At 50.4% G+C, this 19854-nt stretch carries 22 protein-coding genes; 2 read left to right on the forward strand and 20 right to left on the reverse strand.

The window, feature by feature from the left end:
• Nucleotides 1-40 precede the first annotated feature (40 nt).
• From FBF26_04035 to dnaJ, 9 genes are read right to left on the reverse strand one after another with little or no spacing between them, the layout of a single operon-like run.
• A complete protein-coding gene (locus FBF26_04035) occupies nt 41-532 on the reverse strand; it encodes a hypothetical protein (protein ID QJU10406.1) in 492 nt (163 codons plus the stop codon).
• On the reverse strand, nt 529-1017 hold the full coding sequence (locus tag FBF26_04040; protein ID QJU10407.1) for a DUF192 domain-containing protein: 489 nt from the start codon (nt 1015-1017) through the stop codon (nt 529-531). Before FBF26_04040 ends, FBF26_04035 begins: the two co-directional genes overlap by 4 nt.
• Nucleotides 1018-1041: 24 nt before the next feature.
• Nucleotides 1042-1959 (reverse strand): RimK family alpha-L-glutamate ligase, encoded by a 918-nt coding sequence (locus tag FBF26_04045; GenBank protein QJU10408.1) that lies wholly within the window; start codon nt 1957-1959, stop codon nt 1042-1044.
• Nucleotides 1960-1961: 2 nt separating this feature from the next.
• Nucleotides 1962-2468 carry a hypothetical protein gene (locus FBF26_04050; GenBank protein QJU10409.1) on the reverse strand — a complete coding sequence of 169 codons (507 nt, stop codon included), beginning with the start codon at nt 2466-2468 and terminating at the stop codon, nt 1962-1964.
• 39 nt (nt 2469-2507) lie between these two features.
• The gene (locus FBF26_04055; protein ID QJU10410.1) at nt 2508-2846 is read right to left on the reverse strand and encodes a hypothetical protein; all 339 of its coding nucleotides are present in this window, start codon (nt 2844-2846) and stop codon (nt 2508-2510) included.
• Nucleotides 2843-3115 (reverse strand): hypothetical protein, encoded by a 273-nt coding sequence (locus tag FBF26_04060; protein QJU10411.1) that lies wholly within the window; start codon nt 3113-3115, stop codon nt 2843-2845. The genes FBF26_04055 and FBF26_04060 overlap by 4 nt, the downstream gene beginning before the upstream one ends.
• Nucleotides 3116-3173: 58 nt before the next feature.
• Nucleotides 3174-3488: a hypothetical protein gene (locus FBF26_04065; protein QJU10412.1), complete on the reverse strand. Its 315-nt coding sequence runs from the start codon at nt 3486-3488 to the stop codon at nt 3174-3176.
• Nucleotides 3489-3536: 48 nt separating this feature from the next.
• On the reverse strand, nt 3537-5039 hold the full coding sequence (locus tag FBF26_04070) for a DUF1704 domain-containing protein (GenBank protein QJU10413.1): 1503 nt from the start codon (nt 5037-5039) through the stop codon (nt 3537-3539).
• 41 nt (nt 5040-5080) lie between these two features.
• Nucleotides 5081-6190 carry a molecular chaperone DnaJ gene (gene dnaJ / locus FBF26_04075; protein QJU10414.1) on the reverse strand — a complete coding sequence of 370 codons (1110 nt, stop codon included), beginning with the start codon at nt 6188-6190 and terminating at the stop codon, nt 5081-5083.
• Nucleotides 6191-6272: 82 nt separating this feature from the next.
• On the opposite strand from dnaJ, the gene FBF26_04080 reads away from it, so the two are divergent.
• Both FBF26_04080 and FBF26_04085 read left to right on the forward strand, forming a co-directional pair.
• A complete protein-coding gene (locus FBF26_04080; protein QJU10415.1) occupies nt 6273-6776 on the forward strand; it encodes a CYTH domain-containing protein in 504 nt (167 codons plus the stop codon).
• Between the two features lie 131 nt (nt 6777-6907).
• The gene (locus FBF26_04085) at nt 6908-7429 is read left to right on the forward strand and encodes a hypothetical protein (GenBank protein ID QJU10416.1); all 522 of its coding nucleotides are present in this window, start codon (nt 6908-6910) and stop codon (nt 7427-7429) included.
• Between the two features lie 268 nt (nt 7430-7697).
• Here FBF26_04085 and dnaK read toward each other — a convergent pair whose 3' ends face one another.
• The 11 genes from dnaK to FBF26_04140 all read right to left on the reverse strand — a co-directional run bounded on the left by dnaK (nt 7698) and on the right by FBF26_04140 (nt 19334).
• Nucleotides 7698-9590, reverse strand: a complete 1893-nt coding sequence (gene dnaK, locus FBF26_04090; protein QJU10417.1) for a molecular chaperone DnaK — start codon at nt 9588-9590, stop codon at nt 7698-7700.
• Between the two features lie 141 nt (nt 9591-9731).
• On the reverse strand, nt 9732-10256 hold the full coding sequence (locus tag FBF26_04095) for a nucleotide exchange factor GrpE (GenBank protein QJU10418.1): 525 nt from the start codon (nt 10254-10256) through the stop codon (nt 9732-9734).
• Nucleotides 10257-10401: 145 nt separating this feature from the next.
• Nucleotides 10402-11112, reverse strand: a complete 711-nt coding sequence (locus FBF26_04100) for a transcriptional regulator (protein ID QJU10419.1) — start codon at nt 11110-11112, stop codon at nt 10402-10404.
• Nucleotides 11113-11155: 43 nt separating this feature from the next.
• Nucleotides 11156-12556 (reverse strand): hypothetical protein, encoded by a 1401-nt coding sequence (locus FBF26_04105; GenBank protein QJU10420.1) that lies wholly within the window; start codon nt 12554-12556, stop codon nt 11156-11158.
• Entirely contained in the window at nt 12557-13276 is a 720-nt protein-coding gene (locus FBF26_04110; protein QJU10421.1) for a hypothetical protein, read from the reverse strand.
• A 50-nt stretch (nt 13277-13326) separates the two neighbouring features.
• A complete protein-coding gene (locus FBF26_04115; GenBank protein ID QJU10422.1) occupies nt 13327-13839 on the reverse strand; it encodes a hypothetical protein in 513 nt (170 codons plus the stop codon).
• 504 nt (nt 13840-14343) lie between these two features.
• Nucleotides 14344-14802 carry a hypothetical protein gene (locus FBF26_04120; GenBank protein ID QJU10423.1) on the reverse strand — a complete coding sequence of 153 codons (459 nt, stop codon included), beginning with the start codon at nt 14800-14802 and terminating at the stop codon, nt 14344-14346.
• Nucleotides 14803-14804: 2 nt separating this feature from the next.
• Nucleotides 14805-15764 (reverse strand): GTP-binding protein LepA, encoded by a 960-nt coding sequence (locus FBF26_04125; GenBank protein QJU10424.1) that lies wholly within the window; start codon nt 15762-15764, stop codon nt 14805-14807.
• A 59-nt stretch (nt 15765-15823) separates the two neighbouring features.
• Nucleotides 15824-16300 (reverse strand): hypothetical protein, encoded by a 477-nt coding sequence (locus FBF26_04130; GenBank protein QJU10425.1) that lies wholly within the window; start codon nt 16298-16300, stop codon nt 15824-15826.
• Nucleotides 16301-16470: 170 nt separating this feature from the next.
• A complete protein-coding gene (locus FBF26_04135; GenBank protein ID QJU10426.1) occupies nt 16471-18159 on the reverse strand; it encodes a hypothetical protein in 1689 nt (562 codons plus the stop codon).
• Nucleotides 18160-18344: 185 nt separating this feature from the next.
• Nucleotides 18345-19334 (reverse strand): nitroreductase, encoded by a 990-nt coding sequence (locus FBF26_04140; GenBank protein ID QJU10427.1) that lies wholly within the window; start codon nt 19332-19334, stop codon nt 18345-18347.
• Nucleotides 19335-19854 lie beyond the last annotated feature (520 nt).

Genomic DNA, 19854 nt, shown 5'->3' on the forward strand with positions numbered 1-19854 from the left:
AACGCGACTTTTCACATTTTATCACAGAGGAACTCCGTTTTCAACGCTTTGTTTTCTTGGCAGCGGGCGCCTTGGTATGAAGCGGCAAGCTCATGTCAAGCAGCCCCGCCACTAGTCCAACGGTCGCCGCATAGTACCACCAGTCGCTCAGCAATTTGTACGTCTGCATCGCCTCCGCGTTCAAGGTCATAAATTTGCCCAGCGGCCGCACCAGCACCGCCGCTACTAAGACACCGACCAGCACCGCCGAGATCAGCCGTAGCAACTTGCCAGGTCCCTTTGGCCCAGTGATTAATAATAGCACCAGCGGCCCCACCGTGAGGATAATCGTCGCCACGACACCATTCGGTAGCCCTGCTACGTTACTGATGCCCAGCCCACCGATCACCCCGGCCAGCCACTCCGCCCACAACTCCGCCAGCAATGCGCCAGCCGCCAGCGCCAACGCCAACACGCCAAATCGCCGATTTAACACAAAAGCCAAGGCCGTCACCACCACGGCCACGCCACCAAATAACAACACTACACTCATCGCTTCCCCTCCGTCGTAAACCGCGCAGTCACGCCCGGTTTGATGCTGTGTTCCTTGGCACTACCTGCCGGCAGCTCCAACACGTACCGCGCCGGAACTGGCGTGTGATACACTTCGTGCGGCTCATTATCGGGCCAGACATCACGCTTGACATGCACGACCTTTTTCTTGGCATCCAGCCAAATGATATCAATCGGGACACGCATATCCTTCATCCACATTGGTATATCACCATCTTTCTCGGCCACGAACAACATCCCCTCGCTCTTGCCCAGCTCCTGCCGACCACCCAAGCCTCGCGCCCGCGTCTCGTCCGTATCAGCGACCTCTACTCGAAATGTACCCTTGCCAATATCAACCGTCGTGTACGTTTTATTCATCTGGCGCGTCACCGCCCATACGCCGTAGCCGATCCCGGCCAACACGCCGAGCACGATCACCCAAACGATGATCCGCTGCACTATCGACGCCGACTTCGCATTCATACTCCCATTATAGCAAGTTTAGCTTCAGGCGCCGACTTTATCTTTTTTGTTACCACGCTTGGCGTTGCGATCAATATAGTCGATGATTCGACCAGCCACATTGCGGCCCGTGACTTTTTCGATGCCAAATCCTGGACTGGCGTTCACCTCCAATACCAGCGCGCCGCGGTTCGAGCGCATAAAGTCGACGCCGGCCACTACCAGCCCCATCGCCTTGGCGGCCTTGACGCACATTTTTCGCTCATCGGGCGTCAACTTGACGACCGTCCCCTCGCCGCCTTTATGCAAATTGCTGCGAAAATCATCATCCAAACTCTGCCGCTTCATACTAGCCACCACTTGACTACCGACCACAAATGCCCGAATATCGGTGCCGGCCGACTCCTTGATAAATTCCTGCAATAGCACGTTTGTGCCGTCAGAATCACTGAGGTAAAACGCTTGCATAACCGACTTAGCGGCTTTAATTGTCTCCGCCAGTACCACGCCATTGCCGTGGGTGCCGCGCGCCAACTTGATGATCGCCGGCGTACCGCCAATCTCATCCAGCAGTACATCGATATCCGTTTCATTGCGCGAGAACACCGTCTTTGGGATCGACACCCCAGCCCGGGCCAGCAGCTGCACCGATCGTAGTTTATCGCGCGAACGACTGATGGCGATAGACCGATTCATAAAAAATGCTTGCGGATTCGCCATTTCCAATTGCCGCAGCACTGCCGTCCCGTAGCGCGTCATATAGCTAGCAATTCGCGGGATGAACACGTCAAAGTTACCGATTTCCCTGCCGCGATAAATAACCTTTGGATGCCGCTCATCAATTGACACATAACAATTTTTATACTTGATAACTTTAACTCGATGACCACGCTTTTCAGCTTCTTCCTTGAGGCGAAGGGTGGAGTAGTTGATGTTACCGTTAGATAGAATCGCAATATTCATAACTACGTATCCTTTGGTTTATGGTATTTTTTATAAAACTTGTGAGGATTTTTAGCTAGTTCTTTATTTAGCCTTATAGTCTGTGATTTCTTCTGGTTCCTTACTTCATTCATACTTACGTCAACCAAAAACTTACCGCTTAATGTCCGTCGTCCAATTAGCACTGGAAAATTATGCACAGCCCTATCAGACAGGCTAAATAACGCTTTAATCTTCTTGCCAGCCAATATAATGGTAAAATGTGTCCGATATTTTATAATTTCATGGCCAGAGGCGCTCTTAACCATCGCTACCGAATAATCGGTACGCCGAAACACCTTGCCGTTATAATACGGTGAGCCTTTACCAAATAGCGAGAACTTCAAGACACCGTCTTTATCAACGCGGATATTACTTGCCCACACTGATGAGCCGTCTGCACCTGTGTCAACTTTAGCTGGCACATTAACCGCCCGCCGACCAAAGTCCACCTTCACATTTCGACCAATGATGGTTTTTTGTGCTGTCATGCACCATATACTATAATCTAAAAACCTACATCAGTCAAGCTACGAAGCTGCTCGTTTGTAGGCAGCCAGAAGCTTGTCGACGTAGACAGCCGGAACATTAGCAGGCATGCCGACAAGTGGATCATAGTACGGCATAAGGCCCGGGGATGCATTTATTTCAATTAACTTCGCCCCTTGGAAATTATCGGGAGCCATAATGTCAACACCGCAGATAAACAGGCCGAAGTATTCAGTAACTCGCACAGCCATCTGCTTCACTTCATTCGGTACTTTATTGAGGCACTCTAGCGCATAGCCACCACTAGAAATATTCGCTACACCAGTTACTTGTACTCGTGTCCCATCGGATGGAATACATCGCAACTCAACATCGCTCAAAAAGCCCGCACGGCCTCTGGGTCAATTAGATTCATGGACTTTTCATGAGGTAGCTGACCGCAACGAGGATTTGTCATATTATCCAGGTCAATCAGCTCACGAGTTATATGCACCCCATCGCCCCAGACTTCTGCGGGACAGCGCTGAATTGCCGCAACCACCTCACTATCTATCACGATAAGCCGATAATCATTTCCCTCAATGTGACGCTGCAGCAGTACACCCTCTTTCCTTGCGTATTGTTGCGCTCTCTTGACTGCCTGTTGCAATTCATCTATATGGCGGTATTTGTCGTTACCCCATTACCATGTGCGGCATCAATAGGCTTCACCATACCACACTCTGCTCTTTTAAAAACTGCTCAGCAGCAGCCGCGTCGCCCACTACCATTGAAGGCGCTAACCATTGATCAAATTCACCCGATTGCACCAAAAGCTTACCAGTCAGCTCTTTGTTATCAGAAATTGATCGGCTAGTACCATTAGACATATCTGGTGAGCTGCCCATTATAAATCGCATGCGGCCTGCGTAACGAAACGCGATACACGACGTCCCCCCGGATTTATAGCCGGCTACCGGGATACTGCGCTTCTTTAGTTCATTATAGATTGCAAGTGATGTCCCTTGTAGTTGATTTGTCATACAGTGATAGTACCTCTATTATCTTATATGAGAATACTCTTCTTGTACCTACGCCGCAAGCGCCCTCATCATCAACTCTTGCTGCTCGGGGTTAGTCGGATCATATTTACCAGCAAAGAGACGAGTAGCTCCATCAACGTCCTGATTAGCGTATAGACTCTCCAAATGTCGCATTGCCAGAACACGCCCCTCAAGATAAGCGAGGTCTTTATTAAAGGTTAGCAGCGCTACCCCAGGCTGGCGGTCCGCCATATCAGGCTGCGTGCCACGGAAGATCCTTACACAGGACCCATATGCCATTCGCTGCTCTTTATCTATCATCTCCTGCGTCACCTCTTGATTATCCTTTAACTTCCCAAGTAGACGATATCGCCACGCTGTCTCGAACACCGTGCGAAAATCTGCACCCTGCTCCGCCAGCGAGATATTAATGTAGTGGCCAAGTTTTGCAGCTGTCCATTTCGGCACAGTATCACCAATCATTTCCTCAACCGTCGTCGCCAGCCCCTCTTCAAAGGTCAGGTAATCTGGTCGTGGAGTATCAGTGAACAAACCCATCCCGAGGACCGGTAGCTTTGTCTTCAGTCCATTGATTGAACGCTGCCCATGTACTCCAAATTCGTGTAGTACCTTACGAAACAGCTCATCACTTGTCTTGATCGGCGCTCGCTTCCCACCAACCACCACTGCCATCTCTGGAGATTCCCAAGATAGCGCAGTCTTATTTTCTACTAGCTTCACCGTTACGCCGCTGGTATGATCAGGGTCGCGCAGATTGATCACTGCTTGAAACGCTTCGACGATATCAGCTGGACCGCATACATATTCTTCACCACATTCTTTGACTTTCTGGCCCCATAACTCCTGCACCAGCGCCTGAATATCAGCATTGTGCTCAATAATCTGCTCACCAGCCCACTCCAATGCCTGATTATCCTCAAAGCGAGGAAGTCGTGCTTCATCATCTTCAGCACGGAGCATCGCCGACATCTCTTGACCCTGCCAGGTAAAGCCATTCGCTAACTCATCGTACAAAACCTGTGCGGTCGGGTGATAGGTTTTGCTATCTAGTATATTCCACAGCTCATTAAGCGCCGCATCACGAATCTCTGGCTGCGGCTGACCGTATAATTCATGACCAAGCTGTCGAGCTTGCTCCTGCACCTCACTCAACTCTTCTTGATTTCCCCCTTCATGATGTAAAAACTCTAGCTGACCGAGCAACTTCACATATTCCATTTCCGCCATGCGAAACGCAAGCGACGAACCAATCGCCTCACGGAATACTGAGTCAGGCTCACGATCAGTCGCCTCTTCACGAGCTCGACCAAGTGCTATAACACCCTTATCTAGTGCCGACATATCGCGAAGACGCCGGTGTTCAAAGCGAGGATTACGAAACTTCCCAGCGATAAAGTCCTCTCGCTGATCGAGCGCATTATTAACAAGTTCTGTATACGACTGAAACCCGGCTTCAGGAAGATTGTGAGGATTAATAATCTCTTCAATCGTTCGCGGTTGGCGCGGTGCTATTTCAGACGCTATACTCATTTTTTCATGATAGCATATTTATGTAAAAAAGCAAGTACGCATTACGAAAACAGTCCGCGCCTCCTCGCACCATCAAACTGTTCCAGTAGTTCACGCTGCTTCTTGCTCAGTTTGGTTGGCGTATCAACGATGACGCCAACAATGTGCGGGCCGCGCGAGTCATCGCGTAAGTGTGGCACGCCGTGGCCTGATAACTTAAAATCAGTCCCCGACTGGGTGCCGGCTGGGATTTTCATTCGCACCGTGCCGTCCACAGTTTCGACATCAATTTCCGTTCCCAGCGCTGCCTCAACCATCGAGATATGCTCTTCCGACAGGATAATGTCGCCTTCACGAGTGAACTTCTTATGCGCCTTGACACGAATGTGAACGTATAGATCGCCGCGCGGGCCGCCCTGAACTGCTTCACCGCGATCACGCAGGCGGATCGTCGCGCCATCATCAATGCCGGCTGGGATCTTGACCGTAATCTCCTGGCGCTGGCGAGTTGTACCCTTGCCGCCACAGACTGAACAGTTTTGCTCTGGGACCTTGCCGCGGCCATGACAGGTTGGACAGGTGACCGCCTGCTGAATTTGTCCAAAAATCGAGTTCATGACGCGAGTCTGCTGACCAGAACCCTTGCAGTCATCGCAGGTTTTTAGACTATGGCCTGGCTCGACGCCATCGCCATGACAATGTTCGCACTCGGTGTCCAAGGTCACATTGAGATTCTTTTCTGCGCCAAACACCGCCTCTTCAAAACTCAGAGTCACATTAGTTTCAACATCACGACCACGCCGCGCACCACCCTGTGAACTAGTCGCGCCGCCACCGAAAAATTGACTGAAAATGTCGCCAAAACCGCCGCCACCAAAATCAAAGTGGATATCTTGGCCGCCAAACCCGCCAAAGCCTTCGAACGGATTACCACCAAAGCCACCGCCTGCCGCGCCGCCAACGCCAGCATGACCAAACTGATCGTAGCGCTGGCGCTTTTGTTTGTCTCTTAGGACTTCATACGCCTCATTGACCTCCTTGAATTTGGCTTCATCGCCGCCTTCTTTGTCGGGGTGGTACTTGACCGCTGCCTTACGAAAAGCCTTCTTGATCTCATCCTCAGAGGCGGTTTTCGACACACCTAACACTTCATAATAATCGCGCTTACTCATATGTATTCATTATACGCTTTTAGCACTCGACATGCAAGAGTGCTAGCCTTGACCGTACTATACTGAGCACAGAGGAGGTGTTATGAAACAGACAGCAATTATCAATTCAGAAATTAAGGCTCGGTGTACCGATCAAGAGGCAGTGCGCCACTATCTACGTGAGCATGGCGCAGACTTTAAGGGGACTGACCATCAAATTGACACGTATTTTCATGTACCCGAGGGGCGCCTGAAATTGCGCCAGGGGCCGATCGAAAATAACCTTATCTTTTATCAGCGGGCGGACACCGACGGGCCAAAACAATCGACTATCAACTTATCACCCGTGGCGCCAGACTCAACTATTGGTGAGGTGCTAACGGCGGCACTCGGTGTACGTGTGGTTGTCGATAAGCAGCGCGAGATTTACTTCATCGACAATGTCAAGTTTCATATCGACACTGTTCAGGGCCTCGGGAATTTTGTCGAAATTGAAGCTATTGATACCGACGGTAAACGAAACGCCGAGCAGCTGGAGCAACAATGCTCATACTACATGCGTGAGCTTGGTAATCAAGGCTATGGATTTAGTGGTTGGCTCGTATAGTGATTATTGGAGCATGGTGACGATATTCAAGCGACATAGGGCCCTTCTACGCTGACCTTTCTTTAGCCCAGTCTGTATTTAGTATAGTTGTGATTTGACATACTATATATTATTGTTATATTTAAGTTACTATGATCTTCCGCACAATGCCTCGTCCCGATCTTGAAGTCACCTGGTATCGTCAGAATGGGTTGTTTAATTTCACCAACTCAGACGACGAGCCAGTGACGGGTGTATCAGCCCAGACATGGGAAGATTATCTAGATCATATCGAAAATTTGCCAAGCAAAGTTTCAGGACAAGTCATTAGTCCAGAATTGATAACCATTACTGATATACCATTTGAGAAAGTGGCAAGATTTCGACAAGAAATTGGCGAGAGGATTTTGCAGCTATGTGAGATTTCACACGATCTACCCAATGCCGACTTCATGGTCGGCACACCCAGTTTTTGTGGTGATACGGAATTGCCGTATAACACTCTCGTGAAGATCACCAATGGCCAATGTGAAACAAAGTCGCGAAAATGGCTTCTTACGCTCAGTGAAGAGGGTAATTTTCGGCCCGCCCTAACCACTCAGACACTCCAGCAGCCATATTCAACTCAATCAAATCTGCGCCGACATGGTCGTAGCACCATCTCTTCTGCGTGAAGATACTCGTCATGTGCAGGTTAGCGCCTGTTGGGCAACGCCTGGTTTTAGCCATCCTAACTACCAACCGCCGCCAGATGAGAAGCGCTATACAGATGCAATGATCTATGCGATTAATCAACTTTTTACCGCTCACCTTGTCCGAGATCTTGTCGTAGTTGATCGTACGCCGCCGACTACCAAAATTCCACCACTCAACTGTATCGTCCAGCGAAAAATATAATACCCCGGAGACTTGGGGTATTATATTAGCCTACATCAGACTCTGTTATTTCTCGTCAACCACCTCGCCTTCGACTGGCTCGTCTTTGTCAGACTTTTTGTCGTCCTTCGACTCGCCAGCCTTGTTGTCCTCAGCGGCTTGCTGGTACATTTTGGCGCCAATTGGCATGATAGCGTCCTGTAGTGCTTTGGCTGCCGCTTCTAGTTCGTCCTTGTCGTCAGCGTCTTTGTGCTTTTCTGCTTCCTTGACCGCTTCGTCAATCGCCTTCTTGTCGTCGTCAGAAATTTTATCCTTGAACTCATCTGGCATTTTCTTTGCCTGATAAATGGCGTTTTCTAGCTGGTTTTTAGCGTCAACAGTCTCACGCTTTTTCTTGTCCTCGTCAGCGTGCAGCTCGGCTTCTTTTTGCGCCTTTTCGATATCTTCCTTACTCATGTTGCCAGAGTTTTGGATGGTAATCGATTGCTCCTTGCCGGTGCCTTTATCTTTGGCGGTGACGTTGAGGATGCCATTCGCGTCAATATTGAACGTCACTTCAATCTGTGGCACACCACGTGGTGCTGGTGCGATACCATCAAGCACAAAGCGACCCAAGCTCTTATTGTCATTGGCGAATTCACGCTCGCCCTGCAAGACGTGGATCTCCACTTGCGGCTGATTGTCAGCGGCGGTCGAGAATACTTCTGACTTACTGGTTGGCACTGTGGTATTACGCTCAATCAGCTTGGTTGACACACCACCCATCGTCTCGATACCGAGGCTCAATGGTGTTACGTCCAGAAGCAGCACATCCTTAACATCACCAGCTAGCACACCACCCTGAATAGCTGCACCAACTGCCACCACTTCGTCTGGGTTAACGCCTTGCATTGGGTCTTTGCCGAACAGCTTCTTCACCCGCTCAACCACTGCTGGCATACGAGTCATACCGCCAACCATCACCACGTTTTGGATGTCTGATTTAGAGAGTTTGGCGTCTTTGAGCGCTTTTTCGACTGGACCGTCAAGGCGCGCCAACAGATCTTTCACCAAATCTTCCAGCTTGGCCCGCGTCAGGCTCAGCTCAAAGTGCTTTGGCCCGTCAGCGTCAGCGGTAATGAACGGAATATTGACTTCATATTCAGTAACCGTTGATAGCTCCTTCTTAGCCTTTTCGGCTTCGTCCTTCAGGCGCTGCATGGCTGCATTGTCTTTACGCAGATCAATGCCTTCTTTAGACTTAAAGTCATCCAGGAAGTAATTAACGATAACATTGTCAAAGTCCTCACCGCCCAGGTGGGTGTCACCATTGGTCGCTTTCACCTCAAACACGCCATCGCCAAGTTCCAGAATGGAAACGTCAAAGGTACCACCACCGAGGTCAAACACCACGATGGTTTCATCATTTTTACCCTTCTCCAAGCCGTACGCCAGAGCAGCTGCCGTTGGCTCATTGATGATACGTTTGACCTCCAGACCGGCAATTTTACCAGCATCCTTGGTCGCCTGACGCTGCGAATCGTCAAAGTAGGCTGGCACGGTGATGACGGCTTCGGTGACTTTTTCGCCCAGGAACGCCTCGGCGTCGGCCTTGATTTTGCCGAGGATCATGGCTGAAACTTCTTCTGGCGTGTATTCCTTGCCACCCATTTCCACGGCCACACCCGCACCTTTCTTGACGATCTTAAACGGCATGAGGCCACGGTCTTTTTGGACTTCTTTGTCATCAAACTTACGGCCAATAAAGCGCTTGACACCATAAATTGTGTTCTTTGGATTAGTCACACGCTGACGCTGCGCTACTTGCCCAACCAAGCGTTCGCCCTTTTTATTAATCGCTACCACTGATGGCGTCGTACGATTGCCCTCAGCGTTAGCGATAACTTCTGGCTTACCCGCCAGCATGTACGCAAAGGCGCTGTTGGTTGTACCGAGGTCGATTCCGATAATTTTACCCATATGATTCCCCTTTCTTGTTTTGATCACATCTGGTTTTTGCTTATATTCATTTTAGCACTCTTTATTAACGAGTGCCAACTATTTCAGTATAAATAATTAGCACTCCCGTGTCAAGAGTGCTAATTATTTTGTGACGACCAATTATTTCTCTGATACGTCAGCGTTTACTTTGACATCCGCCTGCGGTGATTCCGATGACTGGCGCGTCACTTTAACCATCGCGTCGCGAATTACTACGCCGTCTAGTGTATAGCCAGCACGTAGTTCCTCAGCAATCACTTCTTTGTCGCCTTCTGCTGATTCGTCAAATTGAATAGCTTGGTGTAGTTCAGGATTAAATACTGTGCCGGGTTTAGCGTCGATTTGCTCGAGGCCGATTTCTTTCAGTTGCTTATCAAGCTGTTTATTCAGGCCAGCCACACCTTTCGCCCAGGCGTTATCCGCTAGTTCCTCCGGCACATTGGCAATCGCTCGCTCAATCGTGTCGATCACTGGCAGCAGCTTCATCACTGACTTAGCCTGACCCATTTGATGCGCTGACTGTTTTTCCGCCTCGACACGCTTGCGGTAGTTCTCAAAATCCGCCCGCGTCCGCTGCAAATCCAACGTCAACTCGCCCAACTGCTGCTCCAAATCTTCAGTTTTTTTAGCCTTACTCTTCGTCATTTTTTCCTCCTTCTAAACGGCCAAAACGGCTCGTCGCCATACGTACAGGGAAAAGACACTACCATAGCCATGAAAATAATAATCAAAATAATCACTACTAGCCACGTTGGCAAGCCGCTCAGTAGTCCGCCAATCCATTCAGCCATTACAATACCTCCTCTAACATCGCACCGGTTCGCCTAACCAGCTCCATCGTTCGGCGGTAATTTTGCCGCGTCGGGCCGATGACACCGATATAGCTATCATCACTAAACTGCGAGCGGAATTTACTAATAATCAGCGTAGCGCCACTACTTTTACCAATCGGGTTTTCACTGCCAATAAACACATTCAGCGGCTGGTTCGGCGCTGCTTCATGCAGCCACGGCTCGATATTATCAATCAACCCGGCAATCGCCTGCACGTGTCCGCCCTCGACAAACTCTGGCTGAGAAAACAGCTGCGTCATGCCATTCATATACAAGTGCGTACCAAACGACGCAAAACCAAAGTTACCCGTCAACTCCACCAAGCTGTCAACGGCGCTACGAATTGCTCGGTCGGACGTATCAACGTGCGAATTGACATGCGCTTCGATCGCTCTCGCACTGCGATCGATACCGCTCGGCAGCTCGGTCATCTGCGCGTCGGTGATGCCATTGACATACACGCGGTACCCTTTGTCGGTAGGAATTCGCCCAGCGCTGGTGTGCGGCGCCTCAATAAAACCCATTTCCTCAAGCTTAGCCATTTCGCTGCGAATGGTGGCGCTGGATACGCCAAACAACTTGGCTAGCGTCACGCTGCCAACTGGCGCCGCAATTTCAGCGTACTGTTCAATGATGGCGGCCAAGATAGCCTGTTGACGTTCGGTCATAGGCTCATTGTAGCATGAATCTAGCACTCATCGCAAGCGAGTGCTAATGCGACCTTGCCGCGCGCCTGGCCTGGCTACGCGCCCGCGTAAATCGCCGGGCGGCGTCTGACGAAAACATTAGCACCGCTACAATATTCAGCCCGATGAACAGCAGCGTACTGGCTGTCGACCAGGTTATCTTGCCGATGGTCAAGGTGAATGAATTAGCGATAACTGCCAGCCCGGATATCATCATCAATACCAGCCGCAATCGATTGCTACCGCTAAATGTCCGATTCACCAGCACGATAGTCGTGATCACCCACACTGCGCCGAGGACAATTGACGAACCAATCAGCCAATTAGCAATCACCGCCGCGTCATTCACCTGACCGTCCACCATCAGTTCAGCCACCGTCTGGCTATGAAATTGGTCAATCGCAAGTAATTCAACAACGGTATTGATGATACTGACCGCCAGCGCCGCAAACATTGCCACCACGCCAAACGCGATCTGTGGCGGCCGCCGACTCCAAAATTGTTGTATCAATGTATCGTGCGCCACTGGCATCACCTCGTGCGAAGTAGCATCGAGAATCACCTCGTCGCGCTCCTCTATCAAGGACTGGTTGGCGCGCACGCGCCCAACCTCCAGTACCGGCAAATCACCGTCTGTCTGGATGGTATCGCCGCCGCCGTTGCGCGAATGATACCCGGTGGAAAAATCTTTCAGAGTAGTCACCTCGATTGAAGCGCGTGCCTTGAGCGCCGACTGGACAATATAGTCCCGCTCGATGTCAGTATTCTCATCAACCTTATGGGTGATTTGTAGGGTAAACAAGCTAAGACCGACACTCTTGTCGTATGTTCCCGCCGCCAGCCAATCCACCTGATGACCACCCGGCAGCAGCCAGCCCTGTGGGCAACGCCAGAAACGTACGTGATGGCGCTTGCCGGGATTACCGTCAACCTCCTGCTGGTAGGCAAAATCTTGCCGCCGCCCAAATAGAAATAGTGACGAAACCGGCGCTTGCGGATAACTACGCCGCGTCAATATTGCCACCATCATCCGCCACGATGAACGCACGGTTATTTCCTCCGCTAACGTCCAGCCAGCCGCGGTCATCGCCCGGTGGACCTGCGCCTCCGAGCCGCGCAAAGCCAGATTGACAGGATCACCGAGCAGCCCGTCCGCCGTCCGCGTTCGCCCGATGAAATAATTCGGCACATACAAGCTGCTCAGGATACGATGCAGCCGCGGCAGTGCCAAGTAAGCCGTAATCAGCCACACTACCACAAACAGCCCAACCATCCACCAGCCACCCGAATGCCAGCCCTCACGCCACACCAGCCACGCCAGCCAGAACGACGCCGCACCGGCTAATAAGAAAAAGATCTGGTCAAGCAACCCCGACAACGACCAAAACGGTCGCCTGAGCGAAAACGACGACTTCTTCGTCGCCATCTAGGCCGCGTCCTCACCCATCAAATAATCAAGGAGGTCCCGCGCTATCAACCGCGCCTCGTCATCACGCCGATTAAACACGTCACCACGCTCGATAATCTCGCCGCAAACCCGCACCGCTCGGGTCAAATCATCATTGATAATCACGTGGTAATACGGCACTTCCAGCGCATGACTGAGCTCAGCGATGGCCGACTGGCGGCGTTTCGGCCAGGCCGCTTGAAACTCTGCTTCCGTTACGTACCGCTGCTTCAATCGCTCCAGCCATGTCGGATAATCCGGCGGTACGATAAAGATAGCGATACAGCCCGGCGCCAATTGCTCATACTCAGCCACGCCCTGTACGTCAATGTCGGTGATCGCCGTTTGCTGATGGTCATGCGCCAATTGCAGCTCGGCTGTCGAGGTACCATACACCTTGCCGTGAACGAACTTGGCCTCAATGAACTGATGATTTCTGAGCATGGTCAGTGCGGTTGCTTGATCAATAAAATGATAATCGATGCCGTCGCGCTCTGGCTGACCGTTATTTGCCCGCGGCTCCCGCGTGGTGTGCGACACGATATCACGAAATGACGGCGATCGCAATAACCGCCTTTTGATGGTATCCTTGCCCGCGCCGGAAATACCGGTTAGCAGCGCAATTTTAGTATCTCGGACCAGCGCTACGGCCGCTTCGGTCGGCTGGTACTCCCTGATGACACGTTCAAGATCTGACATATGAGTATTATACCAGATTATTGACTAAGCTTCCGGGCAGTTACGACTTCCTACCTATGCACCATGTCCATCGCTCGAATATGCGGCGGACGATGCGCTAGCTGAGGATGGCGGCGAGACGGCACGGCGATGTGAGCGCGGGAATGAGCAGTGACTTGCGGGTGGGTCAGCTCCTTTGGCTGCGGCGGTAAGTTTGGCTGGGTCGGCAGTTGGTGTGGCTGGGATAGCGGGCGCTTGACAGTCGATTGCGTATCGGTGCGTGGTGCATTAGCACGAGGTGCGGCCGCCGCAGGATTGAGCGGACGAGTCGGACTCGAAGGCTGAGATGAAAGCGGCGGCTTCGTCAGCGGCGGGTGTGGCGGATGTGATGAGAGCGGCTTGACTGGCTGAGCCTTGACGGAAGAAAGTTTGTTGAGCGGACGCTTGGCCGGGGCTGGCGCCGAAGCAGTGGGCTTGATCAGTGAAGCGCGTGACGGCGAGAGGGCGTGCTTTGGCGGCTGGGGCTTGACGGACGGCTTGGTAAATGATGTGCTTCGCGAGCGCTGGACGCCACGCGGCGGCATAATGTCATGAAAGACTGCCGGCTTTTTAGGGTGGGGTTTAGCCGGCGGATTGGGAGCGGGAGTTTTTTGAGGAGCGGCAGAACGCGAGCAAGGTAACTGAGTAGAAGGTTGTGGCGGCACAACGCGAGACGCAGCCGAAGGATGAGCTGGCTGCGCGGCTACAGTTTGCCGTTGAATACTATGACGCCGAGCCGGAGCGGAGTGAGGAGAACGTGGCGCGGGTGATGTGGGAGATGCGGCGGGTACTGAAGTAGCCACCGGGCGCTGACGCGGCACTGGGGCTTCAGTATCAACATCTGATACCTCGCCCTTACGGCGTTTGCCGAGCCGGGCTTTTTTGAATAGCTTTGTCAACTTCATCAACGCCACCTCATCCCTCGGGAGATGTCGATACCGAAAATGATTACGGTCAGCTGGTCGATATGACCCTCCTTCCTCTGATTGATTCTGTTACCATTATACTGGTTATGCTCAGTGATTTCAAGCGGCCAACCGCCGGAGCCGCTAGAGCAACTCATCCAGCACCGATTGCCAATCAGGAAACTGCGGAGTACCGAAATGGATGTGCCAGCCAACAAACTCAGCAGCACCCCTGGCCGTCCGATCATCAATCAAGATATCACCGCGGCTCAGCTGTTTGATCGACGAAAAAATAACTTTGCGAAAGAAAATATTTTCCTGACCCTCGCCGCCAAAATACTTCTTCACCCACGCCAGCTTATCACCCAGCGCCGTCGGATTTTCCCATGGCGATGATGAGAGAATATATAGATCATACTTTTCCTTTAGTCTGTCGACCGCCTCGAGGGCGCCCGGCATCGGATCCATCAGCGCAAAAACGCCCGGGATATTGTCATACTCACCCGCAAACTTCTCGAGCATCTCGGGCGGAACCTTCGTCGTGGCCGACATGAAATCGACCAGCACGCCGTCCATGTCAAGATAAATAATTGGTTTCTTCATAATCAATCTCTCTTTAACATCACCGTAAACGCTTCTGACGGAATGTCAACTTTACCGAAGCGTTTCATACGCTTTTTACCGCGAGCCTGTTTGGCGAGGAGCTTCTTTTTACGGCTGACGTCACCACCATACAGATAGCCGGTGACATCTTTGCGGTAAGCACCGATGTTTTCGCGGGCGATGAATCTGCCGCCAATCGCCGCCTGCAGTGCCACCTCAAAGCTCTGGCGCGGCACGACTTCTTTCAATTTTTTGACGATTTCGCGACCCAAGCCTGGCGCCTCCGAACGGTGGCACATCACACTGAGCGCATCAACCATTTCGCCCGCCACATAAAAATCCACCCGTACCAAATCTTCCGGCTGATAACCCGCCAGCTCATAGTTAAACGAACCGTAGCCGCTGGTGACCGACTTCAGTTGATCATAAAAATCCGTCAGCAGATTTGCCAGCGGCGCCGTAAACGAAATCAGCGCCCGCTCATCAATGTAACTAAGGTTTTTCTGCCGGCCGCGCTTGGCGACAATCAGCTGAATCACCGCACCGATGTAGTCTTGCGGCACCACAATTTCACCGTCGATCCACGGCTCGCGGACCTCGGTGATCTGCGCCGGGTCGGGCAGTTCGCTGGCTGATTTGATGTCCAGTTCCTCGCCATTAGTGAGGCTGACTTGGTAATCCGTGCTCGGGTTGGTGACGATGAGATCCAAATTATACTCGCGCTCCAGCCGCTCGCGAATGATGTCCATATGAAGCAATCCCAAAAAACCAATCCGTACGCCATAACCTAACACCGGTGAATTCTCCGGCTCAAACTGCAGCGCTGAATCACTCAAGCTCAGCTTTTCAATAGCCTCTTTCAGGTCATTGTAATCTTCATTAGACACCGGAAAGAAGCCCGCGTAGACGAAGGGCTTGACTTCTTTGTAGCCAGGGAGGGGTTGGACGGTAATTTTAGGCATCTATTTGATGATTATACCATCAATTGCTAGGTGATATAATACCGCCGCTCGCTCGTTTCCTACGTAAGCGAGCTGAGACCAAAATAATCTTGAACAAACTCTTGGGAATGCTTATCCAAGTCGGTCAGTTGACCGTACAATGTAACACCATGACACAGTCCTCTATCGGACGGCACCACATAAGCATTTGGTCGCGCGTATGCGACAACTAATGCTGGATGGGGTGTTTTACTAGTAAACCGTTCGCCAATAGCCTGCTGAATGGCGGAACAATCTTCTGGCTGAGTCTGCAAAGGACTTGCACCAGCAGCAATGTCACGCGCTACATTGTACGCATATAAATGAAAATCTGCGAAATGGACGCCATCCGTACCAAACTGAAAGGTACGATTACCTCGTGAAAGCTCCAGCGCTAATCGCGCCAAGCTCAAGCCGCGCCAGTACCTATAACTCTCTCTCTCTGAATCTGGGACTACATCATAGACAACAGGCTCCCCAATATCATTCCTCAAGCGATTAAAATTCAGTTGACTCATAGTCTGAATTTTATCATAATATTATTGATTTGTCAATCACAGCCATTTTGGTGATTTAGTGGCTAATTTGATAGTAAGTGCTTCGCCGTTTGTCAAACTCACTGAGCAATCAGTACTGGGCTGGACAGCGATTGATTCTGATATAACTCAGTAATCTTATCACTAGCACCCTAGCGAGTTTTCTTCAGTATCGCAGCAATCTTCGCCTGTTGCTTGGGGCTGTAAAAGTAACCTATTGAGCTATTCACACCATTCGACCCTCTGCCACGACATGCCAGTGGTTCCCCGAAGTCAGGATCAACCTTATTCAAAACCTTAATCGCCTTCTGAAACGCTGGTGATCCACAGTGCAAAGCGTTCATAAGGTCTGACGTTGCTAGATAGTCTTCGGGAGCTGGGCGCATATAGCCTCTTTTTAAGAAATAGTCACCTATAGCCTCTACTTGCTCCCGCAAAAGGCCTTCACAAATTTTTACCCGACCCTTTTGACAAGAAAACCTGTAGATTGAAGGTTGTAAGCCCAATGAGTGCATGGCATTTTTAATTGTCTTTCGACACACCCCAAAGCGCTTCATTGCCGCACTTACCATAATACATCCTTCCGGGGGCGGAGGCGCAAACAACCCCCTGTCATGTGCTTTTTCTATGATCACCGCTTGCTGCTCTGGACTAAAGAACTCGCGAACCTGAGGAGAACGATGCCATGCACCCTCAGACAGGATACCGTCTTCTTTAAGACTCCTCGCTATCTTTGCTATCGTCATATCACTTACACCCAGAACATTGGCGAGAGCTTTGAGCGTCAGATACCCTTCTGGTGGCGGTAGATTAAACATACCTTTTTGCTTAAGCGATTCTTCTATCAATTCGGCCTGCTCTCTAGTAAAAACCGGTTTCTGCTTGCCACACCAATCCCGCTTGGCCACCTCCCCCAGGAAGCCATCCCGCTCCAACTGGGTGGCAATGGTCGCAACGACACGATACTTCACACCGAGCTTATCTGCTAGCCCATTGATCGTCAGGCCTCCCATTGCCTCAATCATTCGACGAGGGCTCAAATAATTACCTTGACGTTGCCTACCCATCTCAACTGGTTGCCGCAGATCATCTGCTAATACCCCCACTAAGTGTGGAACAAAGTAATCATCACAACGCACCATCGCACCACAGCCCGGATACTGTGCCATCACCTCCATAAGCTGTGTTTTCGTATATGCGGTCAGCTTTGCCCGCTCTTCTTCTGGCAGCCGCGTTGTATCAAATACAAAGGTACTATTACCGTAGGCGTCACAGATCAGTACCGTCCGCTCGAGCGGTGGGATATTCACCTCATGGTATGGCTCTTGGCGCATCATCGCTGTCTCTACTTCCCCGCGACGAATCCGTAATGCTTCGCTGCTCAGCTCAATACCAAATTCATTCGCCAACACGAATAGCAATGTTTTCAGCCGCGGTTGGCGAGTCACGCTCTCACGGTTTGGCGCCTCAGACGCACTGGTGGTAGGCCCGGGCCGATCATCGGGTGGCACAAAGACGTCACCAATCGATTCGATTTGGCCAATAGCCGTATCAATAGCTATGAGTTGCTCCGCTTTGGCAGCAATATGGTCAAGCAGCTCATTGATTTCCTCTATGCCGTAGTAAGCAAACGTCGCGTTCTCCCTTTGGGCAGGATTGTCTAGCCAAATCGTTGGCTGATGGTCGTATGCTTGCACCATATCATCAATTAGCTGGATCAATTTATCCAAGGCAGCCTCAGCGTAGGTATCAATATTTTCGACCGTCAACGGTTGATTAATAATTTCCTCTACGCTGCCTGCAAAGTCCTTGCCATGATCAATACTACCGAGTCGCTCCATGACCTATATTATAGCATTTTATACTATTATTGTAAATGGTAAACTCTTCCTCTCAATTACAAATAATCACTCTAATCCGGTCACATATTCTTTATTCTTTACTAAACCCCATAACAACACACTTATGTCTTTATCAAATTGAAAATTTAGTTCTCATTGGTGGATTATCGGGTCAATGAGGGCGCTCAATCCTCTATAATAACGTCTTCAACAGGTCGACGTTTAGAATAGGCCTGCTGCTTGCCATAACCAATGCGCAGCAAAATAGTTGGATATTCCCCATCAAGATCAAGAGTTTTTGCCATTTCTGCGGCAATTTCTGGCTGCTCGTTTGGTTGATTTAGATAGGCATGAGCGATCCCGAGCTCCGTGGCAGTCAGCAAGAAACGCTGCAGCGTCCGACCTAGATCCACCCATTCGCGCCGACTATTTTCTCTTGTTGTAAAGAGAACCAGATGAGACGCTGATTCTATCTTCTTGCGGTCGGCCCTATTTTGAGCCTTGGTATTGACAGCCATCGACATGATTGGCTCAGCCATCCAGCGCGGCACGTTAGGTGCACCAAACACGGCATAACTCAGCCCGTCAAGTGTTTGATCTTGATGCTTCTTATTAAATCGCATCCAGCTTTTCAATTCAGCCTTAAACGCCTCATTTTGCATTTGACGTATATTCCCCTGAAAGACACATTGCTCGATATCATTGAATTGCTCTGTTTGATGTGCGTAATAATGAACTGAGACGCCCTTTTCACTATGGACAAATTGTAATTTCTTTAGTGCATCTGGAGCAATTTCCTCACCAGTGTAAATGCTGCGATTAATCTGCCGCATATCTATCTGTTCAAACAATGGACTCGGCTTGACGCCAGAATCTTCTGTAAGTAAAATCGTGATAACTCCCGTATCACCAACCGAAACGGTAGACTCATAGCCCTTGGTTTGCGCTGCCAAGCAGAAGTTCTCGGCCGCACAACCCAGACTCACGAATAACTCCCTATTGTCAGGGTCGACTACTGGCAGCTTCCTGTCAAAATCAGGATGAATTTCTACCACCGACCCGTCGCGATGGAATTTCCAAGGTTGGGTATTGTGCCCTGACGGTGCTTTGACTGCCTGCTTAACTAGAAACTTAAAATCGTCTAATGATATAATGTTTCCTGTTTTCTTCGTCATAATCTTCTCAAATACCCTCTCATATTGTTACTGTTGAACCCAGTATACTTACCAAAAAAATGGTGTCAAATAAAAGCCCCTATGACCAAGATACTCTCTACTATCCGCACTGCCAAGGCTCAGCGCTTTGAAAACCTTATCAGCACCGGGGGAAACAAAAAACTCCCCCGTCCGAAGCTAGCAACGACGAGGGGAGAAAAGCCAAGGATCATACGCTTAGTAGTGACACATACGCTTATATCATATCTCCATTGGTGAACGGAGGTAGAACGTCCAAAATGTCACGTCTGGAGTCCCAATCTGTACCCGAACACATTTTAACACCGCCGTATACCGGTTCATCTTTGTCCTGGCTATCTTACACCGGCCCCGTGACCTGTATATTCTGCTATAGTTTGCTGGATTTGCGTGTGTCGTACTTGACTTCACCATTGTCATCCAAAAGACAGCACAATAGCCATCACGATACCTACCATAAATAATCCTGCCTTTTTCATATCCCTTCTTTCTGATATTATAC

This window comes from Candidatus Saccharibacteria bacterium oral taxon 488, assembly GCA_013100825.1.
Taxonomy (GTDB): Bacteria; Patescibacteriota; Saccharimonadia; order Saccharimonadales; family Saccharimonadaceae; genus Nanosynbacter.